A 21652-nucleotide genomic window follows, 5' to 3' on the forward strand; every position below is an offset into this window, starting at 1 on the left:
GAACTTCTTTGCCAAGATTAAGCAGTATCGTGCGATTGCTACTCGCTATGATAAGTTAGCCCGTCATTTCTTGAGTGCTATTTATCTGGTTTCTTGTGTCATTTGGCTTAATTGATGACACGCCCTAATAACATATCGCAAACCCTACCATTAATAATAACGATTTTACCTACTCATTTTCGAAGCGTATCATGTGCGCTCGTAGCCAACTATCTTGTCAGTTACGCTTATTTATTACCGCATAATTATATTTGTGCCATACGCCAGCATCATAGGCTGAGCGTCATTAATTGCTATTATCCTGTAGGACACCGAACACTATGACCAACTTCCCCACTATCAGAATACGCATTCATCGCAAGCTCTATCGCCTTATCTTTACAGGTCTGATGGCGATGATGATGTCGCTTATTATCTCGTCAGCGCTATTATTGGTAAAAGTAGGCTACGTTGATGGCTTTTTTACAGAATTGATGCATTCTTGGGGACTGGCTTTTGTTTTTGCGTGGCCAAGTGCGTACATCTGCGCTTATCTAATACAAGAGCATGTACTGAGCAGGATAGAGTTTTATTAATTATTCCTGCGCACTACAGCATGTTTCCCAATAATATCGTTATCTTAAATTTGCCATGATTGTGCAATGTCCTCATCAGTAAGCAACAACGTTACTTAACCAAAAAAGTACTGATAACAATCCATCAAAGTTGCTACTGTTGTTAGCTGATTGCACGCTTTCTTCGAGTGTCCATCACCGACAGACAATCAAATAACTAGAATACGATTATTAAAAATAGACAAAGGAAATCATCATGCGTAGTGCTATTCATAACAGCTTTGGCAAACCCTCCAACGTATTGAGCGTTGGCGACAGCCCCATGCCGCAGCCTGCTGCCAACGAAGTCCGTATCAAAACCATTCTCTCCCCTATTCATAACCATGACTTGCTAACGGTAAGTGGTCAATATGGCTATAAGCCTGAGATGCCAGCCATCGGTGGTAGTGAGGCGTTAGGTATTATCGATGCTGTGGGTGATGACGTCACAGACCTAAGCGTCGGCCAACGTGTGGCGTGCGCTAGTGTACACGAGACGTGGGCAGAGTATTTTGTCGCACCTGCCAGCATGGTATTCAACATGCCTGATAGCATTGAAGACGAGTTGGCTGCCCAGCTGATCGCTATGCCGCTGTCTGCCCTAATGCTATTAGAGTTCCTAGAAGTAAATAGCGGTCAATGGATTATTCATAACGCGGCGAATGGTGCTGTGGGTAAAACGCTTGCGATGCTAGCAGCAGCACGCGGTGTAAATACGATTAACCTCGTACGTAGTAAAGATGCGATAGAAGAGCTGACCTCGCTCGATATCAAAAACAATGTCGTCACAGCTGACGATGACTGGAAAGACCAAGTTCGCGCTATCATTGGTGATGATAAGATCACAGCAGCCGTTGATTCAGTCGGTGGTGAGTCGAGCAACGAGCTACTATCATTACTTGGCAGCAAAGGCACGCTGGTCTCGTTTGGTATCATGTCAGGCAAGCCAATGGCACTAGATGCTGGTAGCTTGATCTTTAAGCAAGCCGTTGTAAAAGGCTTCTGGGGCAGCAAAACCAGCCAAGAAATGGATCTAGAAAACAAACAACGTCTAATCGATGAGCTACTAGAACGCGCTTCGAACGGCGATCTAAAGTTACCAATCGAAGCTATCTATAGTCTAGACGACATCACAACCGCCGTCTCTGGAAAAGTACAATCAAGCAAAAAAGGTAAAGTTATCCTAAAACCTTAAGTGATACTCTAACCTTGCATTGATTGTCATTGAAGGCATCATAAATATGAAAAGTCCATTTGTATTACTCGTTAGATAATACTATGGGCTTTTTTGTTTTAACCGTGCTGTTGCCATGATAATTCTGATGTAAACATATACATATGCAATTACCTATCAACCCCAATAATAATATTTAATAAGGATATAACCATGTCAAACGATACAACATTTAAAGCCTTAGTCGTCGAAGAAACCAGCGATGGCGAATTCAAAAAAAGCATCCAAGAGCGCAAAGTCAGTGACTTACCGGAGAATGACTTACTCATCGAAGTGCATTATTCATCGTTAAATTTTAAAGATGCGATGTCAGCCACGGGCAATAAACGAATCACCAAACAGTACCCGCATACCCCAGGTATCGACGCAGCTGGCGTGGTCGTCAGTGATAAGTCAGGCACGTTTAGCGCAGGACAAGAAGTATTGGTATTCGGCTATGATCTTGGTATGGATACGGATGGCGGTCTGGGTCAAATGATCTCTATACCAGCAGGTTGGGCGCTACCTTGCCCAGAAACGCTGACGCTAAAAGAAGCGATGACCTATGGTACTGGCGGTCTAACCGCAGCGCTAAGTGTCCAAAAGCTAGAAAAAATGGGCGCAAAACCCAGTGATGGCCCAGTTGCTGTCACTGGTGCAACAGGTGGCGTCGGTACAATCAGTATCGCTATCTTAAAGCAGCTCGGCTATGACGTGATTGCATTCTCAGGTAAGCCAGAGCAAAGCGAGCATCTAAAAGAGCTTGGCGCAAGCGAAGTACGTCATCGCGATACCATCAATGAAATCGGTAACAAACCTGTCGGCCGTGAGCTATGGGCAAACGCTATCGATACCATCGGTGGTGATTACCTATCTAACTTGCTCAAACAAACTAAAGCGGGCGGCGCGGTGACGAGCTGTGGTCTAGCAGGTGGCGCTGAGTTTTCAATGACGGTCATGCCATTTATTACCCGTGCGGTATCGCTACTGGGTATCGACTCGGTCTATATCCCACTGGCGGATAAAGAAGCGATTTGGCAACGTGTCGCGACCGATATGAAATTGCCTAATCTTGAAAGCTATGGCGAAGAGATTACGCTAGAGCAAACACCGGAATACTTAGATCGCTTTATGTCGAGCAAAGTAGTTGGACGTTATGTGGTGAATGTGAAGGGATAGGTTTTGGTTTAGAACAATTAGTATTAATAAAAAAAGCAGCACCCCCAAAAGGAGTGCTGCTTTTTTTATTTAGATTCAGTGATAAGAGCATGGGTTTAAGACCAGAACCAATGGCAGAGTCTACTATCAAGTCAGATAAAACAAAGCTTAATTTTTTCTTTTCTGTTACCACGTCTTAAAAGTATCTTAGTAGTGGATTATAATTCTTATGCTATCTTTTGAGGATAAAAACAGGTAAACCATCAGAACCAATATAGCTTTTGGAACCATTATGCCTTGCTTTGATTGCTCTTTTCGATGCAGTATTATCTTTTTCATATTCCTTGGGACTTAATACTTTCAGTGCTTCCTTTTTTACGCTATCTGGTAGACGAAGATACTTATCAACACTAGGTGGAACAATCGCATTGCCATCTTTAAGATTCACACCAAATATCTCTGTGTAAAATTTAATATCTCGTAATACTTCATATACTGACGAGCGATCTACTCTCCAAAAGCGGTTAGGTTTAGTTAGCACTTTCGCCTTTGTCTTATCAAACTTGCCGTTATGGTATGAGTCGATAAATTCTTCTAACTGAAAATCCATGTGCCAAAATGGTAGTATGAGTTTATTCGAAAAATCAAATACTCGTGAACTTTGCATCAGTTGCCTATTGTAGATTTTTATAGCATACGCAACGATCTGGCTATTTTCACTAAAACGATTGAAATCAATAGGGATCATTGACCTTCGCTCAAAAGGTGTAGAGAAAAATGGCAAAACGGCAAAATCACCAGAAGAACTCAAACAGTTTCTAATTACAGCAATGAGCTTCGTCATTTTATTGTGTTGTACGGTTTGTAAAGTTACTAATGAGGTAGCCAATACTATGCAAGACAAAATCAGTAATTGCTGAGATGAAGAGGAACTTTTATCAACTTGTGCAATAAAGTCAGTAAACTCCTGCCGTACTTGTTCGTGAGCATCTGATATAACACTTTCGAAATCAATATCAAAATCTTCACTTTGATCTATAACCCTTTGTAATAGTGTAGGGTCAAAACCTTCAAACTCCGACATATATTCGTGTAATATCAATAAGATAGACTCAAAGCTATTATTAGCTGCAACCGTAGGATACCTTTCAACTAACTCATTGATAGCGTGTATATTTTTCAAAGCATGTTGGCTGGTTTCTTTTACCAAGTTAGATTCTAAGTAACTAAATACCTCAATAAATGAGTCAGAAGCGTCAGTTTTAGTACCCGTTTCAAAATTATCTTGTATCTGTTCAAAGGAAAGAAGAAAATTATCCATTTTTAGCATTACTTCATCAGCATCAGAAATAGCTAACTCTTCAAATTCAAAACCTTTTAGAGCTTTTCTTAACACGCCTCCAGCCTTAACCAACGTTCTAATCTGGGGAAGTAATTTAGCATTTTTACGGCCAACTAAATCAATTTGGAATTTTTCAACCAGTTTTCTATTTCTATCATCACAATATGAAATTGATTTCCATCCCTTATTCGAGGCCAGATCACTTTTTATATCACTACTCACTCCCCTTGGAAGCACTAGAGCCAGTTTTTGGCGAATGAACGATTCAACATCGCAGTTTTTAGACTTTGTAGATCTTCTAACATCATCGCTCCCTTGCAAGATCTCGATCAACCAAGTCCTCATAGTAGATAATGGCGATTCTCTATCAACCCTACCTTCTATTTTGCCTATTGCTGAAATTGCGTATGGTATGCACCAATAACTGAGGAACATCGCCCTATTTTTCTGTTGATTAGCTTCATCCATAGCCAAAGGGCCTAATAGCAAATTAAGTTCCTTCATTACTTCTAAAAGCGTCCCAATCGTATGATCTATGTATAACCATATATCGGGATCATCTAAAGATAAAGCAGAAGTTATAAGATCGCATTTTTCTTTGAAAATCGCATTTTGACTCTCGAATTCTGAGCGACTGTCAATAGCAATCTTTTTGTTTTCACTAAGCTTCAGATCCAGTAATTCGAACACAAAGTCAACAGTCTGAGCAGTATTTGGAATCAACATAATAGCGTTCTAACCCTTTGATTAAACCAGATTATCATCTTGCACCTTTTAAGCTTCATTTTCAAATAAAGCTGGCTCGTATAAAACTGGGGGTGATAGAAAACTTCCTCTTACATACACTAACCTAGGTGATGAAGGAGAGTGAAATGCAACTTTACAACAATATCGATTTCGGAACTGGTGTCCCAAACCATGTAGTAAAGAAAGCATCAGAAGTCTTGTCGTCATCGATCATGGATCATGGAAAAACGGTATCTCATAAACATTAAGACAAGATTTGGTATCAAGTTTGTCCTTAATGTAGGTACTAGATACCGACTACTTTCCACTGACAAATAGAAATGGAAGCTCTTAACTCATGAGACTTACAACAGGTACTCATGACCAACGATCAAAGGTGATAACATGAAAAAGCAAGACAAGTGGTGTATGCCATTAGAACGAAAAGGTAAATCTACTATTTCAGGTGGAGCTGCAAGAAATGTTAGAATTGCAGAATCTGGGGGAATGGATTCTATTGTAGCAAACGCAGTCGATTTTGCATTCAACCAAGCAAATCTTATGTCAGGAGCAATTTCGCATAGGCTACCATTGCAACCCATAGATACAGGAGAAAAGCACCTACTTCATTGACTTGTCTCTCGTTACAGTGTAACTAGAACTGCAAAAATTAGATAATTGAGCAAGAATGAATATTGGTTTTTTTTCTCGCTTTTTAAAAAAACTCAACAATCAATTAGACATGATTAAATATATAGATAGAGTGGTTTATAATCATATTGCAAAATTATCTGGCGAGAAATACTGGTGAAACTAAAACTGTAATAGATAACTATTTCAATATCTAAAATATATTCGCAACCAAAAAAAAACACCCAACCAAGTTGAGTGTTTTTTTATTGACGACAAGCTGTATATCAATTCAAAAAACTGAGTAGAACAGCTATTTAGATAAGTTTACGTAGTCTAAGATGGTAACAAGGCAACCGAGCGCAGATAGTACGTGTTTGTACATCTAGCGAGGTTAGCACCGTTACCATTTAGAATACTTAAACAGACTATTCCCACTCAATCGTAGCTGGTGGCTTGCTCGACACATCATAAGTCACGCGTGATACGTCAGCGATTTCGTTCATAATGCGGTTTGATACCGTCTCGATCAAATCATAAGGTAGATGCGCAAAGCGAGCCGTCATAAAGTCTACTGTCTCAACCGCACGTAGCGCGATCACCCACGCATAGCGGCGGCCATCACCGACCACGCCGACAGATTTGATTGGTTGGAATACCGCAAATGCTTGCGCCGTCTTGTCGTACCAGCCTGAACGCTCAAGCTCTTGCATAAAGATCGCATCCGCCAGACGCAAGACATCAGCGTATTCTTTTTTGACTTCACCAAGGATACGCACGCCCAAACCTGGACCTGGGAACGGATGACGATAGATCATTTTGGCTGGTAGACCTAAGGTAATACCAAGCTTGCGTACTTCATCTTTGAACAAATCCCGTAACGGCTCAATCAGTTTAAATGCCAAATCATCTGGCAAACCGCCGACGTTATGATGGCTCTTAATCACATGTGCTTTGCCTTGATGTGATTTAGCAGATTCGATCACGTCTGGGTAAATTGTACCCTGTGCCAAGAACTCAACGACTTTACCATCGCTTTGCTCACTCACTTGACGCGCGCTATCAGCGAATACGTCGATGAACGTCTTACCGATGATTTTGCGTTTTTTCTCTGGATCAGACTCGCCTGCTAGCGCATATAAGAACAAATCTTCAGCATCAACACGGATGACTTTTACGCCCATGTTTTCTGCAAAGATTTGCATGACTTGGTCGCCTTCGTGCAGACGCAATAGACCATTATCAACGAATACACAAGTCAGCTGATCGCCGATTGCTTTGTGCAATAGCGCGGCTACGACTGAACTATCAACACCGCCCGATAGACCTAGCAATACTTGCTTGTCACCGATTTGCTCTTTTAACTGTGCGATACGCATATCAGCGATGTTGTCTGGTGTCCACTCACCTGCGCACTCACAGATCTGATGGACAAAACGACCCAGCAACTCTTGACCTTGTAGGGTATGTGTGACTTCTGGGTGAAACTGTAGACCGTAGTATTGCTTGTCATCATTGGCCATAATCGCAATCGGGCAGCTTGGCGTGCTGGCGATGATGTCGAAGCCTTCAGGCACTTCGATGACTTTGTCACCATGGCTCATCCAAACGTTTAGCTTGGCAGCCGCGCCGTCAGTCTTGCTGTCTTCGATACCGTCAGTCAGCTGCGAGTGACCAGTGACATCAATGGTCGCGGCTCCAAACTCATGAATATCACTGGCATGAACCTGCCCGCCGAAACGATCTGCCATCGCCTGCATGCCGTAGCAGATACCTAATACGGGTACGCCTAACTCAAACACTGCATCGTTGATACGTGGGCTGTTTTCAGCATGAACGCTCTCAGGACCACCCGATAAGATGACGCCTTTTGCACCAAAATCGATGATGCGCTGAGTATCGATGTCATAAGGGAACATCTCACAAAACACCCCAGAATCGCGCACACGGCGGGCGATTAACTGACTGTATTGCGAGCCAAAATCGAGGATTAAGATGCGATCTTCTTTGATTGTAGGAGTGGCAGCGGCAGTGGTCATAAATCGATGTCCATCAATAGATAAATTGGTGCCCTATTTTAACAAGTTTACGCCTCATAAGGGTTACTTCCTCCGCAATATTTCGTTATTCAATAGATTTTTTATCAGAAACTGGTTAATCAAGCTTACGAATACTCCTAACTAGCCTGATAGGTGCTCGTTTTTTACTAGCAATTTTCTACTAATCACGCAAACAGCTTATAAAATTTGCACTAGTCTTCAATTTCAATCGCTTAATTATAGTACAACTTTATCTAGGATAGTTATTAGTGAACAATCATCTAAAAATACTGCAGCTATAAGGCTTTACAGAATCACTTTAATTGTTCTAGTTCATGATATAACTACTTGAATTAACACTTACTCTTCAAGGTTCGTGAAGGACATCTGTTTAATACCATATCATATTGAAACAATAGAAAAATATTAATCGATTTTTATTACGGAGCAGTGTACATTATTAATTAGTTCTTACTAATGAAGATACAAAATACGCATTTAGATACAAAGTCGCATTGTTTTGACGATAGTTAAAAGTGACTTTACCAACTACTATTTGACAAAATTTTGTACGGTCAATTGTTAAGTTATCTGGCAGTAAAGTTATTTTAGACGGACGGATAGTGCAAACACCCCTTTTAATACTCGCTTAACCAACCTAGAGCCTTTAGGGCCTTAAAAAAGGATAAAAATTATGGAAATGGAGTTCTCGAAACGCTCAGCACTTAAGCTTAGCTCACTTGCTTTAGCCATTGTGGCTGCATCTTTAGGCACCTCCACTGTTATGGCAGCTGAATGTCAACTCAATAATGGAACAGGGGGCGCATCTAGCTTTGGAGTAGATGCTTTAGCTTGTGGTCCAAACACTAGTGCTTTTGCCGACAATGCTACTGCTATTGGTCAAAACACATTTGCATCAGCAGATAATGCTGTGGCCGTCGGTAATACCGCTTTTGCCTCTGATGAAAACGCTGTCTCTATTGGAGCTAACTCACAAGCTGATGGCGTAGATGCAGTAGCAGTTGGCGGCGGAGTCTCTGAAGATGGGTCACGTGCTGGTGCTCAGGCTCTAGGCAATTCAACAACAGCCGTTGGCGGCGAGTCATTAGCAAGTGGTCCTGGTGCTACTGCTATCGGCTGGCAAGCGATTACTGCAGGCAATCGATCAACCGCACTAGGTCATCAGACCTCTGCAATCGGTGTTCAGTCAGTTGCTGTCGGTGAAGATGCCACGGCTACAGGTAATGGTGCTATCGCCATTGGTGGTAATAATGACGTCAACAATGACGGTGATTTAGACGAAGATGGTGTTGGCTCAAATGCCAATGGTAATGACGCTGTGGCAATCGGTGCTGGTGCTAGTGCGCAAGGCAACTCTACTACGGCAGTTGGCGGCGAATCAGTAGCCACTGGTCCAGGCGCAACCGCTATTGGTTGGCAGTCAGGCGCAAATGCTGAACGTGCGCAAGCTTTCGGTCACTTGGCTCAAGCGAACGGCGAACGCTCTACGGCAGTGGGTGAGGCAGCAATAGCAGGCGGCAGCAATGATACCGTTGCCGTTGGTAACCAAGCAAATGCTGGTATGAACTCGGCCACCGCAGTCGGCGGTCAAGCAAATGCCGCAGGTTTAGGTTCTACTTCAGTAGGTTGGCAGTCAGCAGCTACTGGTGAACGTGCGCAAGCATTCGGTCACTTAGCTCAAGCGAACGGCGTACGCTCTACCGCCGTAGGTGAAGCTGCGCAAGCACAAGGCGAACGCTCGGTGGCACTAGGTAACGAATCGGTCGCTGGTGGCAGTAACGATACTGTCGCTATTGGTAATCTAGCTAATGCAGGTAATAACTCAGCCACTGCAGTCGGTGGTCAAGCCAACGCTACAGGTTTAGGTTCTACTTCAGTAGGTTGGCAGTCAGCAGCTACTGGCGAACGTGCGCAAGCATTCGGTCATTTGGCTCAAGCAAACGGTGTGCGTTCTACGGCAGTCGGTGAAGCAGCAATGGCAGGCGGTGGTAATGACACTGTAGCTATCGGTAACCAAGCAAATGCTGGTATGAACTCAGCCACTGCTGTCGGTGGTCAAGCAAATGCTGCAGGTTTAGGGTCTACTTCAGTAGGTTGGCAATCAGAAGCAACTGGTGAACGTGCGCAAGCATTTGGTCACTTAGCATCAGCGACTGGTCTACGCTCAACAGCAGTAGGCGAAGCAGCTAGCGCAGAATCAGATAATGCCGTCGCTATTGGTAATAACTCGGTAGCGTCAGGTTTAGATGGTGTAGCGATCGGTGGGGATAGAAGTGGTGTGCGTCAAACCACGGCTTCTGGCACCTCTTCAACTGCTGTTGGTGCTCAAGCTCAAGCAACGCAAGCGGGAGCTAGCGCAATAGGTTGGCAATCAACCGCTAGTGCTGAACGTGCGCAAGCTTTTGGTCATTTAGCTTCTGCAACAGGCGTACGTTCGACCGCTGTTGGTGAAGCCGCAATGGCACAAGGTGCAGGATCTATCGCGCTAGGCAACCAATCAACTGCTAGTGGTTCAAACGGTATTGCTATCGGTAACGGTGCTTCTGCTGCAAATGATGACCAAATTGTCTTGGGCAGTACAGGCCAATTACAGGCGAGCACTGCGTCACAATCTGGGACTACCAGTATCGTGACAGCTGATGCAAACGGTACATTAGGTACCAGTAGTGTAGACTCATTTGCAAGCGCTAGACAGTTCAACGATTTGCGTAGTCAGTACAATCGTCAAGAAGATCGTTTAGATGAAGCAGAAGACGGTATTGCCATGGCATTATCGATGGAGACACCGGTTATTCCTTCAGGTAAGAAATATGCGATGACTATCGGTACGGGCTACTACAACAGTAGCACTGCGATCAGCGCATCATTTGCTGGACGAGTAAGTGATAGTGTTACCATTTCAACAGGCGCTGGTTTTGGTACTGATACTGGCAAAGTAGGCGCACGTGGCGGCGTTACTTTCGCTTGGTAAGTAACTTATAAGTACTTGCTTAAACCGTTGGTTTATACAGACAAAGTAAAGACCATTAAAACAAGCCAAACAAAACCCCGCAATTGCGGGGTTTTTATTTACTCAGATACAACCAAGCCTATGAGCAGAAAGCTAATCTGACTTTTAGACTAATGCATAAGGTAAATATCTAACTCACATTTTATATCTGTTTGATACTCTATTTAAGGCTATCTCTAAAGGCTGTACGCATACGATTCAACCCTTCTATCAATACTTCTTTAGGACAGGCCACATTAATACGCATTCTCAGATGACCTTCCTCACCATATTTGAATCCCGCACTCAGCTCAACCTTGGCAGCTCGAAGGATGTCATACAGTGCTTGATCGTCTTCAGCATACGCTGAGCAATCTAGCCAAATTAAGTACGATGCTTCTGGGCGCATGATTTTAATATCAGGCAAATACTCATTTAAAAACTGCATCGTCAATTCAATGTTGGCTTCGATATAACTTAGCGCCTGCTCTAACCACTCACCGCCGTACTCATAAGCACTACGCATGGCTGTATACGCAAATAGATTCAGCTCGTACTCATCATTTAATTGCTGCTGCTGACTGATTTTTTTGATTAGCGCTTTATCTTTAGCAAATATCATCGAGCCTTTGATACCTGCGATGTTGAAGGTTTTGGTCATCGAAGTCAGGCTGACGACATTGTGCTCATAGCCTTCTGCCAGCGTCAGAAATGGCGTAAAAGTATGACCAGTCAGGGTCAAATCTTGATGAATTTCATCACTCACAATCGCCACATTGTGCTTTTTGCAAATCGTAAGTAGCGCTTCCAGCTCGTCCCTCGTCCATACACGCCCGCCAGGGTTGTGTGGATTGCACAGTAGATAAAGCTTAACCTCATGCTTGATGATTTTGGCTTCGATATCAGCCAAGTCCAGATGATATTTACTTTCGACTTCCTTCAGTGCAGAGAGCACAAGCTTACGGCCATTTTGCTCAACCTTGCTCATAAAAGGCATATAGATAGGATCGTTGACCATTACCGCCTCGCCTACCTTGGTAAAGACATTCATCATCAGCGCTAGGCTTGGCACGACACCAGGGGAAAACAAGATATTTTGCTTCTCTAACTGCAAGTCATAACGACTGCCATGCCAGTTAATAATTGAGTCATATAAAGCGTCAGTAGGTTTGGTATAACCCAAGATGCCATGCTGCATGACTTGCTCAACCGTGCTTAGTATCGGTGCGGCAGCCTTAAAATCCATATCTGCTACCCATAGCGCAATCGTGTCATCGCTATAGTGCCACTTGAGTGAGCCGGTATCGCGTCTGTCGATTATTTCATCAAAGTTATATTGCATTGGTACTCTTCTTATTTGGAATAATAATGGTTTGGAACGTCAAAAATACAGCGTAATATATGCATTGTATTATCAATATACGCTACGCTATCTGCTCTAGTAGATTAAGGCGCATTCAATTTTTCACAAAGAATCAAAGTGATTTTAGACCCTAAATATCCATTTATCGGCTTAAATAACCGTCAAAGATATAAAGTAAACTTTATTTCAATAATGATTAAAAATTAATGCTACATTAAGGTTTCGGACTCTATCTATGATAAAGTTATTTATGCCAAAGTGCGCTGATGTTGCCATGATTATAATCTATCAACATCTACCCAAACTATCTAATAAGCCATCAAGGCTAACAAAAAGGAATGAAGAATGAAAATGGACTTTTTACCGAAATCAGTACTAAAGATTAGTGCCCTTACCTTTGCCATTGCCGCAACTGCTTCTTGCACGGCTATGGCAACAGGAACTGACCATCAGACTGCAAGCGCAACTAGCAGCACCGCCATCACTCTTGGAAACGCTGCTACGACTAGCGGTACCAATGATACCGTTGCCATCGGTAGTCAGGCTAATGCAGGATTAAACTCAGCTACTGCCGTTGGCGGTCAAGCGAACGCTGCTGGTCTAGGCTCAACCTCTATCGGCTGGCAATCTAAAGCCACTGCCGAACGTGCGCAAGCTTTTGGTCATCTAGCCAATGCAAGCGGTGTGCGTTCTACTGCTGTCGGTGAAGCAGCCATGGCAGGTGGCAATAATGATACGGTTGCTGTCGGCAATAAAGCCAATGCAGGTCTCAACTCAGCCACTGCCGTTGGCGGTGAAGCCAATGCTGCTGGTCTAGGCTCAACCTCTATCGGTTGGCAGTCAAAAGCTACCGCTGAACGCGCACAAGCATTTGGTCATCTAGCCAATGCAAGTGGTATGCGTTCTACCGCTGTCGGTGAAGCGGCAGCAGCACAAGGCGCAACTTCAGTCGCGGTCGGTAATAAATCTATGGCAGGTGGCATGAACAGTATCGCTATTGGTAATGAGGCAAAGGCGTCTAAAGATAACCAAGTCGTCTTAGGTAACGCTGGACAAGTGCAGTCGAGTACCGCAGCACAATCAGGTACGGTCAGAATCGTCACAATCGATGACAATGGCACTTTAGGTACGATGATGGTTGACTACTACCAAAAAGCTAAATAATTATAGTTGAGCGGTTAAAACTGACACTGATATAGTTAGTCATACTAGATAAAACAAAAAACCTCGCGATTGCGAGGTTTTTTTGGGTGGTATGTTCGACTAAATAGGACTTTTACGGAGGTTTAAAAGATAACTCCACATATCGAACTTTTATCTTTTGCGTATGAGAAATCATTCTTAAACTTTATTAATATTAACGCCCCTTAAACTCAGCCTCACGTCTCTCAACCATCGCCATCACGCCTTCTTTGGCATCTTCTGAATGAAACAGCGGCGGGAGATAGCTATGGATATTGGCCAATGCCGTTGCTGCACCATTGCGGCTAGCATCTTGCGCTGAAGACAATGCCCCTCTCACACCCAAAGGTGCGGCTTTACAGATCTCTTGGGCTAGCGTTAATGCACGCTCGTATTCAGACCCATTTGCTACCACTTCACTGACCAAATTTAGCCTATCAGCCGTTTGCGCATCGAATGCTTTACCAGTAAGCAGATATGGCATGGCTTTTTGCCAACCTGCTGCTGCGACAAAACGTACCGTCGCCCCACCAAATGGCATAATGCCGCGCTGTACTTCCATTTGTGCAAAGTTGCAGTTATCACTAGCGATAACCACGTCACTGTTTAGCATCAGCTCGATAGCCACTGTGAAGCAAGTACCTTTGACCGCCACGACCACGGGTTTGGTACGCAATTTTCCACTGATACCCCATGGGTCGATTTGATCGTCATTAAACTCAAACACGCCATCGTTTAGCTTGTCTTGTAGCTCGACTAAATCTAATCCAGCAGTGAAGTGATCACCATGGGCAAATATCAACGCACAGCGTAAGTTATCGTCTGCCTCGTAGCGAGTCATGGCGTCAGACAGTTGAGCAATCATATGACTGTCAAAAGCGTTGCGTTTGTTAGCGCGATTTAGCCCGACAAGGCAAACATGGCCTTGCGTGTTATAAGTGATGCGGTTTTCTGTGGCGTTACTATCCGTAGTCATGGTTTCATCCTTGTTAAAGTAATCATTGGCATACAATGAGTGGTTATATAGTCAAATCTCGGTAATTTATGTGTAGAGATTGAGCGATAAGTTACCTTTAATATAGACATCCTCGTTCTATAACACAAGCAATAGAGATGACTCGCATAGTGCAAAAATCGATAAAAGTTGACCTCATTTACGATAAGTGCAACTATGTTGCAGGTCTAAATATGGTTCAGAGTATTTTATGGAATTTTGGCACGGTTTTTTGCTCATCACTAGCGTACATCTATTGGCTGCGGCCTCCCCTGGCCCTGATTTTGTCTTAGTCTCGCAGCAGACATTAGCAAAAGGTCGACGCACAGGTTTGATTTGTAGTCTCGGTATTACCTTGGGTCTTGCCGTCCATATTATCTATTCTGTATTAGGACTGGCGACTGTCATTGCTCATTCGCAGCCGTTATTGACTACTATTAAATGGTTAGGCGGCGGCTATCTGATTTACTTAGGTTGGCAAGGTATCCAAGCTAAGCCTAAAAAACCAGCAGAGTTAGAGACCGTTCAACTTTTTGAAAAAACATATCCTTTGGAAAAAGCAGACCCACAAGTAGATTCAAGCACTCACATTTCACAAGATGCGCTTACTAGCCAGACCACACCTACAACCAAAGAAACCATTATCGAAAAATCACCTAGCAATAACGAATCTACCTCTGCCACGTTGCGTCGCGGATTCCTTTGTAATGTCTTTAATCCAAAAGCACCTGTCTATTTTGTAGCTATCTTTACTCTTGTATTGTCGCCTGATATACCACTTTGGCAATTGGCTATTTATGGTGTATGGATGATGGTGTTACAGATGGCGTGGTTTAGTACGGTTGTTATGCTACTCTCTATCCCTGCGGTACATCGACGCTTCCAAAGGTTTGAGCATTGGATCGACCGCGTATTGGGTACTGCGATGATCGTATTAGGGCTCAACTTGATATTGCGTCATCGATAAGCGACCGATAAAGCGCGGATAAACAATTAGCAACCTGCGAAATCTGCTACACTGGTTACTTATATCCATATATCGTAGCCTGACATTATGACAAGTAAGCCCATGACCCGTAACCCTGCAAATAGTAAACATAGAAACAGATCTCCTGCGACCGCAAAGAAACTCGGTCAGCTGCACCCACGTAACCCGCACCAAGGTCGTTACGACTTTGCGGTATTGACTCGAGCTTTACCTGAGCTTGCTGACCACACCATTACCAACCCTAAAGGTGAGTCGACGATTAACTTCTCGGATCATCAGGCTGTTCGTGTGCTGAATAAAGCACTGTTGGCAAACTATTACGGGGTTAAATTTTGGGACATTCCTGAAGGTTATCTATGTCCGCCTATTCCTGGACGTACCGATTATATTCACTATATCGCGGACTTGTTGGCGCAAACTACTCACGTAAATGCCGATAACACACCGCCAACGGGTAAGGAAATTCACGCCCTTGATATCGGTACTGGTGCGAGTGCTATCTATCCTATCGTCGGTAGCCAGAGCTATGGCTGGCGCTTTACAGCAAGTGATATTGACCCTATCTCAGTCAACACCGCAGCGCTGATTTGTGAAGCCAATCCGAAACTAAAGAGTGCGGTCAAAGTAAAGCTGCAGCCTGAGCCTAAATTTATCTTTAAGAACATCATTGGTCGTCAAGATTATTTTGATGTCGTGGTTTGCAACCCTCCATTTCATGCTTCATTAGAAGAAGCGATGGAAGCCAATAGTCGCAAGCAGCACAATTTGCAGCGTCATCGTGGTAAGAATGAAAGCGAGCAAATCAGCCGTAGCTCAACCAAATCAGGCAATGCTGCGCAAAACTTAAACTTCGGCGGTCAGCACAAAGAGCTATGGAGTGAAGGTGGCGAGATTGCCTTCTTGACCAAGATGGCAAAAGAAAGCCAGAGCTTTGCAGAACACGTTGGTTGGTTCACTACTTTAGTGTCGAAATCTGAAAACGTGAAGCCATTGCAATTGTTATTAAAGCAGCTAAACGTCGCTCAAATGCGTATCATCGAGATGAGCCAAGGTCAGAAAAGCACTCGCGTACTAGCTTGGCGCTTTGACACTGACGAAGAATAATCATTAAGCAAAATTACTAGTTCGAGTTTCACGTGAAACAAAAAAGCACCACTTTGATATCCAAAGCGGTGCTTTTGTATAAACACTTAGTAAAAATCTAAATTAGCTAAAAAACATCACTTTTAGACCAATCGCAATAAGCACGATACCGCCCAATGCTTCAGCTTTATCCTCTAGCCATGTGCCTGAGCGACGTCCCAAATAGACCCCGATCCAGCCAAATATAGCAGTTACTACAGCGATAATTAAGCAAGCTAACCACGCATTCAGTGCCAATAAATTCAGCGTAAATCCTGCCGCCATTGCATCAATACTAGTTGCAACTGCTAACGTAAACATAGTGCGGTGATTGATATGTCCATGCTTACTCGTGGCTGTTACTGTGTCACTACCAGTATTAATAGCATCATCATTGACGTCCAGATCATCACTGTCGTCATCTGACTCATCAGCAGTAAACACTTCGTAAAGCATTTTCCCACCTAGAGCAATCAATATAGTACCGCCAATCCAGGGTGCAGCAGCGGCCAACCAACCCAACATTGCCGCACCCAATAAGTATCCGATAAGAGGCATGACACCCTGAGCGATACCAAAGTAAAGCGCAGCATAGATAGCCAAGCGCAGTACATATTGATGACTATATTTTTGAGCCTTAGCACCCAACCCTATTGACACTGCAAACGCATCCATTGCTAAAGCAATAGCGAGTAAAATTACTTCAACCATTTGATTTCCACAGATTATAATTATTAGGTAATAGTAACGCTAACAAATGAGTTTCACGTGAAACAAAAATACCGCCTTGAATATCAAAGCGGTATTTTTATAAATTGTCAGTAACCAGTTTCAAGTTTAGATATCTAGGTTCGATACTGTTAGCGCATTCTCTTCAATAAAGATACGACGCGGCTCAACGTGATCTCCCATCAAGCAAGTAAACATATGGTCAGCGGCGATAGCATCTTCGATAGTAACGCGTAGCATACGACGGTTTTCAGGATCCATCGTTGTATCCCACAGCTGGTCGGCGTTCATCTCACCTAGCCCTTTGTAACGCTGGATAGCTAGACCACGACGCGCATCCAGCATCATTTGTTGCCAGAGGTAATCGAAGTCGCGTACTGGGATATCTTTAGTCGTCCCTGCACTTGCTTCACGGCGGATAAAAGCATCGCTCTCAAGCAACGTATTCCACTCGCTTGATAGACGTAACAACTTGCCATACTCACTAGAGTTGATAAAGCTAGCATCTAACAGATAATGGTGTGCCAGTTGATGCACATATACCGTGACGCGTGGTAGCCACTGTGCCTTGGTAGATAAAGCCTCATTATCTGACGCTTCGCCTTCTACGGTACCTACTACCGGCGTCATACCCAATAGATCTGCTGCGGCTGCATCCATATTTTTTGGCTGCGGCGCATGGATATTAACCAATTCAATTTCAGGGCTTAGATCGCTACCGAATTGATCCAGCTTAGTCTGCATCGCTACTTTCCAATCCTGCATGGCAGACTCATCATAAGTCATGTCAGTGCTAAGTTTTGGTGTATGCGTCAATGCGTCCAAAATCACCGCTGGGAAGCGAATCTGCAGACGCGCCTTGATCAATTGTGTTTGGTTATAGTCATTAAGCAGTGTCTCGAGCGCTTGACCAGTAATTGCAGGCGCATCAGCACTGATGTGCAGCTTAGTATTGTCAATTGTTGAAGACAATAGATACGCTTTAAGCGCTTCGTCATCTTTCAGATATAACTCTTGACGACCTTTTTTTACTTTGTATAGCGGCGGCTGAGCAATATATACATAACCGCGCTCGATCAATTCAGGTGTTTGACGGAAGAAGAACGTCAATAGCAACGTACGAATATGCGATCCATCAACATCGGCATCAGTCATGATGATGATTTTGTGGTAGCGTACTTTGTCAGGATTATACTCATCAGGACCGATACCACAACCTAATGCAGTAATCAGGTTACCCACTTCAGCAGATGACAGCATTTTGTCAAAACGTGCACGTTCGACGTTTAGAATCTTACCTTTTAATGGCAAGATTGCTTGCGTTTTACGGCTACGACCTTGCTTCGCTGAGCCACCTGCAGAGTCACCCTCCACAATGTATAGCTCTGAGAGTACTGGATCTTTTTCTTGGCAATCAGCCAACTTACCAGGCAAACCTGCAATATCTAATGTGGTTTTACGACGAGTCATTTCACGCGCTTTACGAGCCGCATCACGTGCACGTGCTGCTTCCATAATTTTATTAGCAATGGCTTTACCAGCACTTGGATTCTCTAGCAGATAATCATTGAACTTATCATGCATCGCTGATTCGACAGCAGACTTCACTTCGCTCGATACCAGCTTATCTTTGGTCTGACTTGAAAATTTTGGATCTGGTACTTTTACAGAGACAATTGCGGTCAAACCTTCACGAGCGTCATCACCAGTTGCGGCGACTTTCTCTTTTTTGAACAAGTTTTCACGATCCATATAGCTATTTAAGCCACGTGTGAGTGCTGAGCGGAAACCTGATAGATGCGTACCACCGTCTTTTTGCGGAATGTTGTTAGTAAAGCACAATACTTTTTCGTTATACGTATCTGTCCACTGCAGTGCAACTTCCACACTGATACCATCGTCTTGCTGACTGGTAAAATGGAATACTTCATTGATACCGTCTTTACCAGCATTGATGTAACTAACAAACTCTAGCAAGCCACCTTTGTGCTCAAACTCATGACGCTTATCAATGCGCTCATCAGTCAAAACTATACGCACGCCAGAGTTCAAAAACGACAGCTCACGTAAGCGTTTTGCTAAGATATCGTACTCAAAGATCGTACCAGTAAACACGTCACTGCTAGGATAAAAGCGGATTTGTGTGCCCGTCTGATCGGTTGCCTCCATCTGTTGGATATCGCTATCGGGTACACCGTCAGTATAAGTCTGATGGTAGTGATAGCCTTCGCGCCAGATATTCATCTCAAGCTTTTGAGACAACGCATTGACGACCGATACCCCAACACCATGCAAGCCACCTGACACTTTATAGCTATTATCATCGAACTTACCGCCTGCATGCAATACAGTCATAATGACCTGAGCCGCTGATACACCCTCTTCTGGGTGGATATCAACAGGCACACCGCGACCGTTATCCATCACACTAACAGACTCATCTTCGTGAATAACGATATCAATCTGATCACAGTGACCAGCAAGCGCCTCATCGATAGAGTTATCCACTACCTCAAAGACCATATGATGCAAGCCTGTGCCATCATCGGTATCACCGATATACATACCAGGGCGCACACGTACAGCCTCTAACCCACGCAATACGCGAATATCTTTAGAACTATAATCAGAAGGCAACACTTCTGAAACTACAGTAGGCACAGCCGCTTCAGTAGCACTGTCGTCTATCAATTGCTCGTGGTCAATAGGTAATGAATCACTCATGTACATTCCTTAATCTAGCCATAATCAGCCATTTATAATTAGCGCACTTATAAAAAGTCTACTACATAATGGCATCTTAAAATTAACATCTATTATTCATAATCTAGAGTGCATATGGGCAGCTAAACTACTAACTACCGTTAGCCTCAAAAAAGGCTGCACAGAGATAAAATTAGCAAATTATTTATTAGTAATAGTCTTTGTTTTTCTAACCGTTGTTAAAACTATTGAAATAAATAAAATATATATTTATCAAATACTTATAGATAATTAAAAAATAGAAATCTTTTCTATGATGCTATCAGACAAATTGCTGAGCACAGGACAAAAATAAAGGGTTATTTTAACATTTTTTTGCTTCTAAGTCACTGTTTACTGAGAGTTTTACGGTCTGTGAAAGGTCGTTTTAATATAGTAACTGTTAGGACAGATAGTAGTGGCTAGTGTACTGAATAATGAGAGGTGAAAGTAGATAGGTAATCATCAAAAGTATAAGCAAAAGAATAAAATATTAGTTAGTAAATGAGATTTTCCCTTGTTTCACGTGAAATGTTTTTGGTTGTGACCAAAGTTCATTAACTAAAGGTAAAATATCGTCTGTTAGACTGGTCATGAATACTTGGCAAGGGAGTTGAGCTAGGGTCGATAGCAGTATTTCTATAGCTCTATCATCTAATTCTGCAGTGATATCATCTAGGAGTACAATAGGGGTCGCTCTCGATGATAATTCATCATTGAGTGAGTTACTGCGCTCCCCATCGTTTAGCAACAGTGGTAGTTGCGATAGGCGCAGTGCAGTGATAAGTAGCTTTTTTTCACCGCGAGACAATACATTTGCTGCCTGTTCTTTTAAAGTCGGTAATTTGGTTTGAATACTATTTGCTGAAACTGCTGTTCTGGCATCTGTCGTTTGGTCGCTTATAGACTCATCAGAACGCCAATGCACATGAATATCAGCACGATGATTGCCTATACGGGTATATCCCAGTTGCAAATCCTGCTCTAACCGCTCATTAAGCTGCACATCTAGCGCGACACTGGTGTCATAACCAGCGTTATAGCTCAGGCTCAGTTGCTCAGCGTAAGAAGGCAATAGCTGTACAATACTCTTGGCAAAATAAGGCTGCCATTCAGTAAATACTTGCTCGCGATAATGATGAATCAAAGCAGCATGGTTGCTCAACCCTTTATCCCATGATTTCAGCTCAGCAATCTGTACTTGGGTTAAATGACGAGTATTTTTTAGCAAACTATTGCGCTGTTTTAGGAGACGTTGATAAGCCATCCATTGTGGGTGAAACCCTTGTTTCATGTGAAACACTAACCAATCTAGCAGCTGTCGACGGCTCGCACTTCCCTGCTCCAACATATCCATTGTCGATGGATCTATCAGCAATGTAGGTAGCTGCTCTGTTAAGATACTCTGGTTGTAAACAGTGGTTTGATTGAGGCGTAAAATGGTCGTAGCATCTGCTTGCTTTTGAATAGCTAAAGTACGGCTATCATTGAGCTTAGCATGAACAGTCGTGTTATTTTGATGATGTTGGATATAACGTTTGGGCTGGTGATGGCGAAAGCTCTTACCTCTTGATAACAAGAATATAGCTTCGAGCAACGAGGTTTTACCGCTGCCATTTGCACCGATAATAACGTTGCAAGCAGCAGGCTCTAAACTAATTTGAGTAAGGTTTCTAAGATGGGATATTTGTAGACGTTCAATCATGGTATCGATAGCCGCCCATTAAAGCCTGCTAATATAGCAGGCAAAAGTTTATCAAAAAAATCGATATTTAGTACTGAAAATAAAGCTTTTTAAAACGTACTATTTCTATTCAATTT

General features: G+C 43.2%; 16 protein-coding genes. 9 read left to right on the forward strand and 7 right to left on the reverse strand.

Translation table 11 applies throughout. The features are described from left to right. From QL898_RS09625 to QL898_RS09640, 4 genes are all read left to right on the forward strand, one after another. Positions 1 to 115, forward strand: a 115-nt coding sequence (locus QL898_RS09625) for a transposase (protein WP_201547709.1), incomplete at its 5' end; no start/stop codon positions are given. Positions 116 to 320: 205 nt separating this feature from the next. Then, complete coding sequence (locus QL898_RS09630; RefSeq protein ID WP_290176633.1) at positions 321 to 575, forward strand: DUF2798 domain-containing protein; 255 nt, start codon at positions 321 to 323, stop codon at positions 573 to 575. A gap of 235 nt (positions 576 to 810) precedes the next feature. Then, a complete protein-coding gene (locus QL898_RS09635; protein ID WP_290176634.1) occupies positions 811 to 1788 on the forward strand; it encodes a zinc-binding dehydrogenase in 978 nt (325 codons plus the stop codon). A 192-nt stretch (positions 1789 to 1980) separates the two neighbouring features. Continuing rightward, complete coding sequence (locus QL898_RS09640; RefSeq protein ID WP_290176635.1) at positions 1981 to 2985, forward strand: YhdH/YhfP family quinone oxidoreductase; 1005 nt, start codon at positions 1981 to 1983, stop codon at positions 2983 to 2985. Positions 2986 to 3196: 211 nt separating this feature from the next. Here QL898_RS09640 and QL898_RS09645 read toward each other — a convergent pair whose 3' ends face one another. After that, complete coding sequence (locus tag QL898_RS09645) at positions 3197 to 5032, reverse strand: hypothetical protein (RefSeq protein ID WP_290176636.1); 1836 nt, start codon at positions 5030 to 5032, stop codon at positions 3197 to 3199. A 405-nt stretch (positions 5033 to 5437) separates the two neighbouring features. Here QL898_RS09645 and QL898_RS09650 point away from each other — a divergent pair, with 405 nt between their 5' ends. Further along, positions 5438 to 5665, forward strand: a complete 228-nt coding sequence (locus tag QL898_RS09650) for a hypothetical protein (RefSeq protein WP_290176637.1) — start codon at positions 5438 to 5440, stop codon at positions 5663 to 5665. 425 nt (positions 5666 to 6090) lie between these two features. On the opposite strand, the gene guaA is transcribed toward QL898_RS09650, so the two are convergent. Further along, positions 6091 to 7701, reverse strand: a complete 1611-nt coding sequence (guaA, locus tag QL898_RS09655; protein WP_290176638.1) for a glutamine-hydrolyzing GMP synthase — start codon at positions 7699 to 7701, stop codon at positions 6091 to 6093. 694 nt (positions 7702 to 8395) lie between these two features. Here guaA and QL898_RS09660 point away from each other — a divergent pair. Further along, entirely contained in the window at positions 8396 to 10693 is a 2298-nt protein-coding gene (locus QL898_RS09660; RefSeq protein WP_201547537.1) for a YadA-like family protein, read from the forward strand. 199 nt (positions 10694 to 10892) lie between these two features. Here QL898_RS09660 and QL898_RS09665 read toward each other — a convergent pair whose 3' ends face one another. Continuing rightward, positions 10893 to 12053: a MalY/PatB family protein gene (locus tag QL898_RS09665; RefSeq protein WP_290176639.1), complete on the reverse strand. Its 1161-nt coding sequence runs from the start codon at positions 12051 to 12053 to the stop codon at positions 10893 to 10895. 366 nt (positions 12054 to 12419) lie between these two features. Between QL898_RS09665 and QL898_RS09670 the strand changes: the two genes are divergently transcribed. Further along, positions 12420 to 13238: a hypothetical protein gene (locus QL898_RS09670; RefSeq protein ID WP_290176640.1), complete on the forward strand. Its 819-nt coding sequence runs from the start codon at positions 12420 to 12422 to the stop codon at positions 13236 to 13238. A gap of 193 nt (positions 13239 to 13431) precedes the next feature. On the opposite strand, the gene QL898_RS09675 is transcribed toward QL898_RS09670, so the two are convergent. After that, the gene (locus tag QL898_RS09675) at positions 13432 to 14232 is read right to left on the reverse strand and encodes a crotonase/enoyl-CoA hydratase family protein (protein WP_290176641.1); all 801 of its coding nucleotides are present in this window, start codon (positions 14230 to 14232) and stop codon (positions 13432 to 13434) included. 229 nt (positions 14233 to 14461) lie between these two features. Between QL898_RS09675 and QL898_RS09680 the strand changes: the two genes are divergently transcribed. Both QL898_RS09680 and rlmF read left to right on the forward strand, forming a co-directional pair. Continuing rightward, a complete protein-coding gene (locus QL898_RS09680; protein WP_290176642.1) occupies positions 14462 to 15217 on the forward strand; it encodes a LysE family transporter in 756 nt (251 codons plus the stop codon). A gap of 87 nt (positions 15218 to 15304) precedes the next feature. Continuing rightward, entirely contained in the window at positions 15305 to 16342 is a 1038-nt protein-coding gene (gene rlmF / locus QL898_RS09685) for a 23S rRNA (adenine(1618)-N(6))-methyltransferase RlmF (protein ID WP_290176643.1), read from the forward strand. Between the two features lie 102 nt (positions 16343 to 16444). Here rlmF and QL898_RS09690 read toward each other — a convergent pair whose 3' ends face one another. The 3 genes from QL898_RS09690 to recF form a co-directional block, all read right to left on the reverse strand. After that, positions 16445 to 17071, reverse strand: a complete 627-nt coding sequence (locus QL898_RS09690; protein ID WP_290176644.1) for a manganese efflux pump MntP family protein — start codon at positions 17069 to 17071, stop codon at positions 16445 to 16447. Positions 17072 to 17197: 126 nt separating this feature from the next. Beyond that, the gene (gene gyrB, locus QL898_RS09695) at positions 17198 to 19813 is read right to left on the reverse strand and encodes a DNA topoisomerase (ATP-hydrolyzing) subunit B (RefSeq protein ID WP_290176645.1); all 2616 of its coding nucleotides are present in this window, start codon (positions 19811 to 19813) and stop codon (positions 17198 to 17200) included. A gap of 511 nt (positions 19814 to 20324) precedes the next feature. Beyond that, positions 20325 to 21536 (reverse strand): DNA replication and repair protein RecF, encoded by a 1212-nt coding sequence (gene recF / locus QL898_RS09700; RefSeq protein ID WP_290176646.1) that lies wholly within the window; start codon positions 21534 to 21536, stop codon positions 20325 to 20327. Between the last annotated feature and the right edge of the window lie 116 nt (positions 21537 to 21652).

The organism is Psychrobacter sp. APC 3279 (assembly GCF_030407795.1).
In the GTDB taxonomy this organism is placed as follows: Bacteria; Pseudomonadota; Gammaproteobacteria; order Pseudomonadales; family Moraxellaceae; genus Psychrobacter.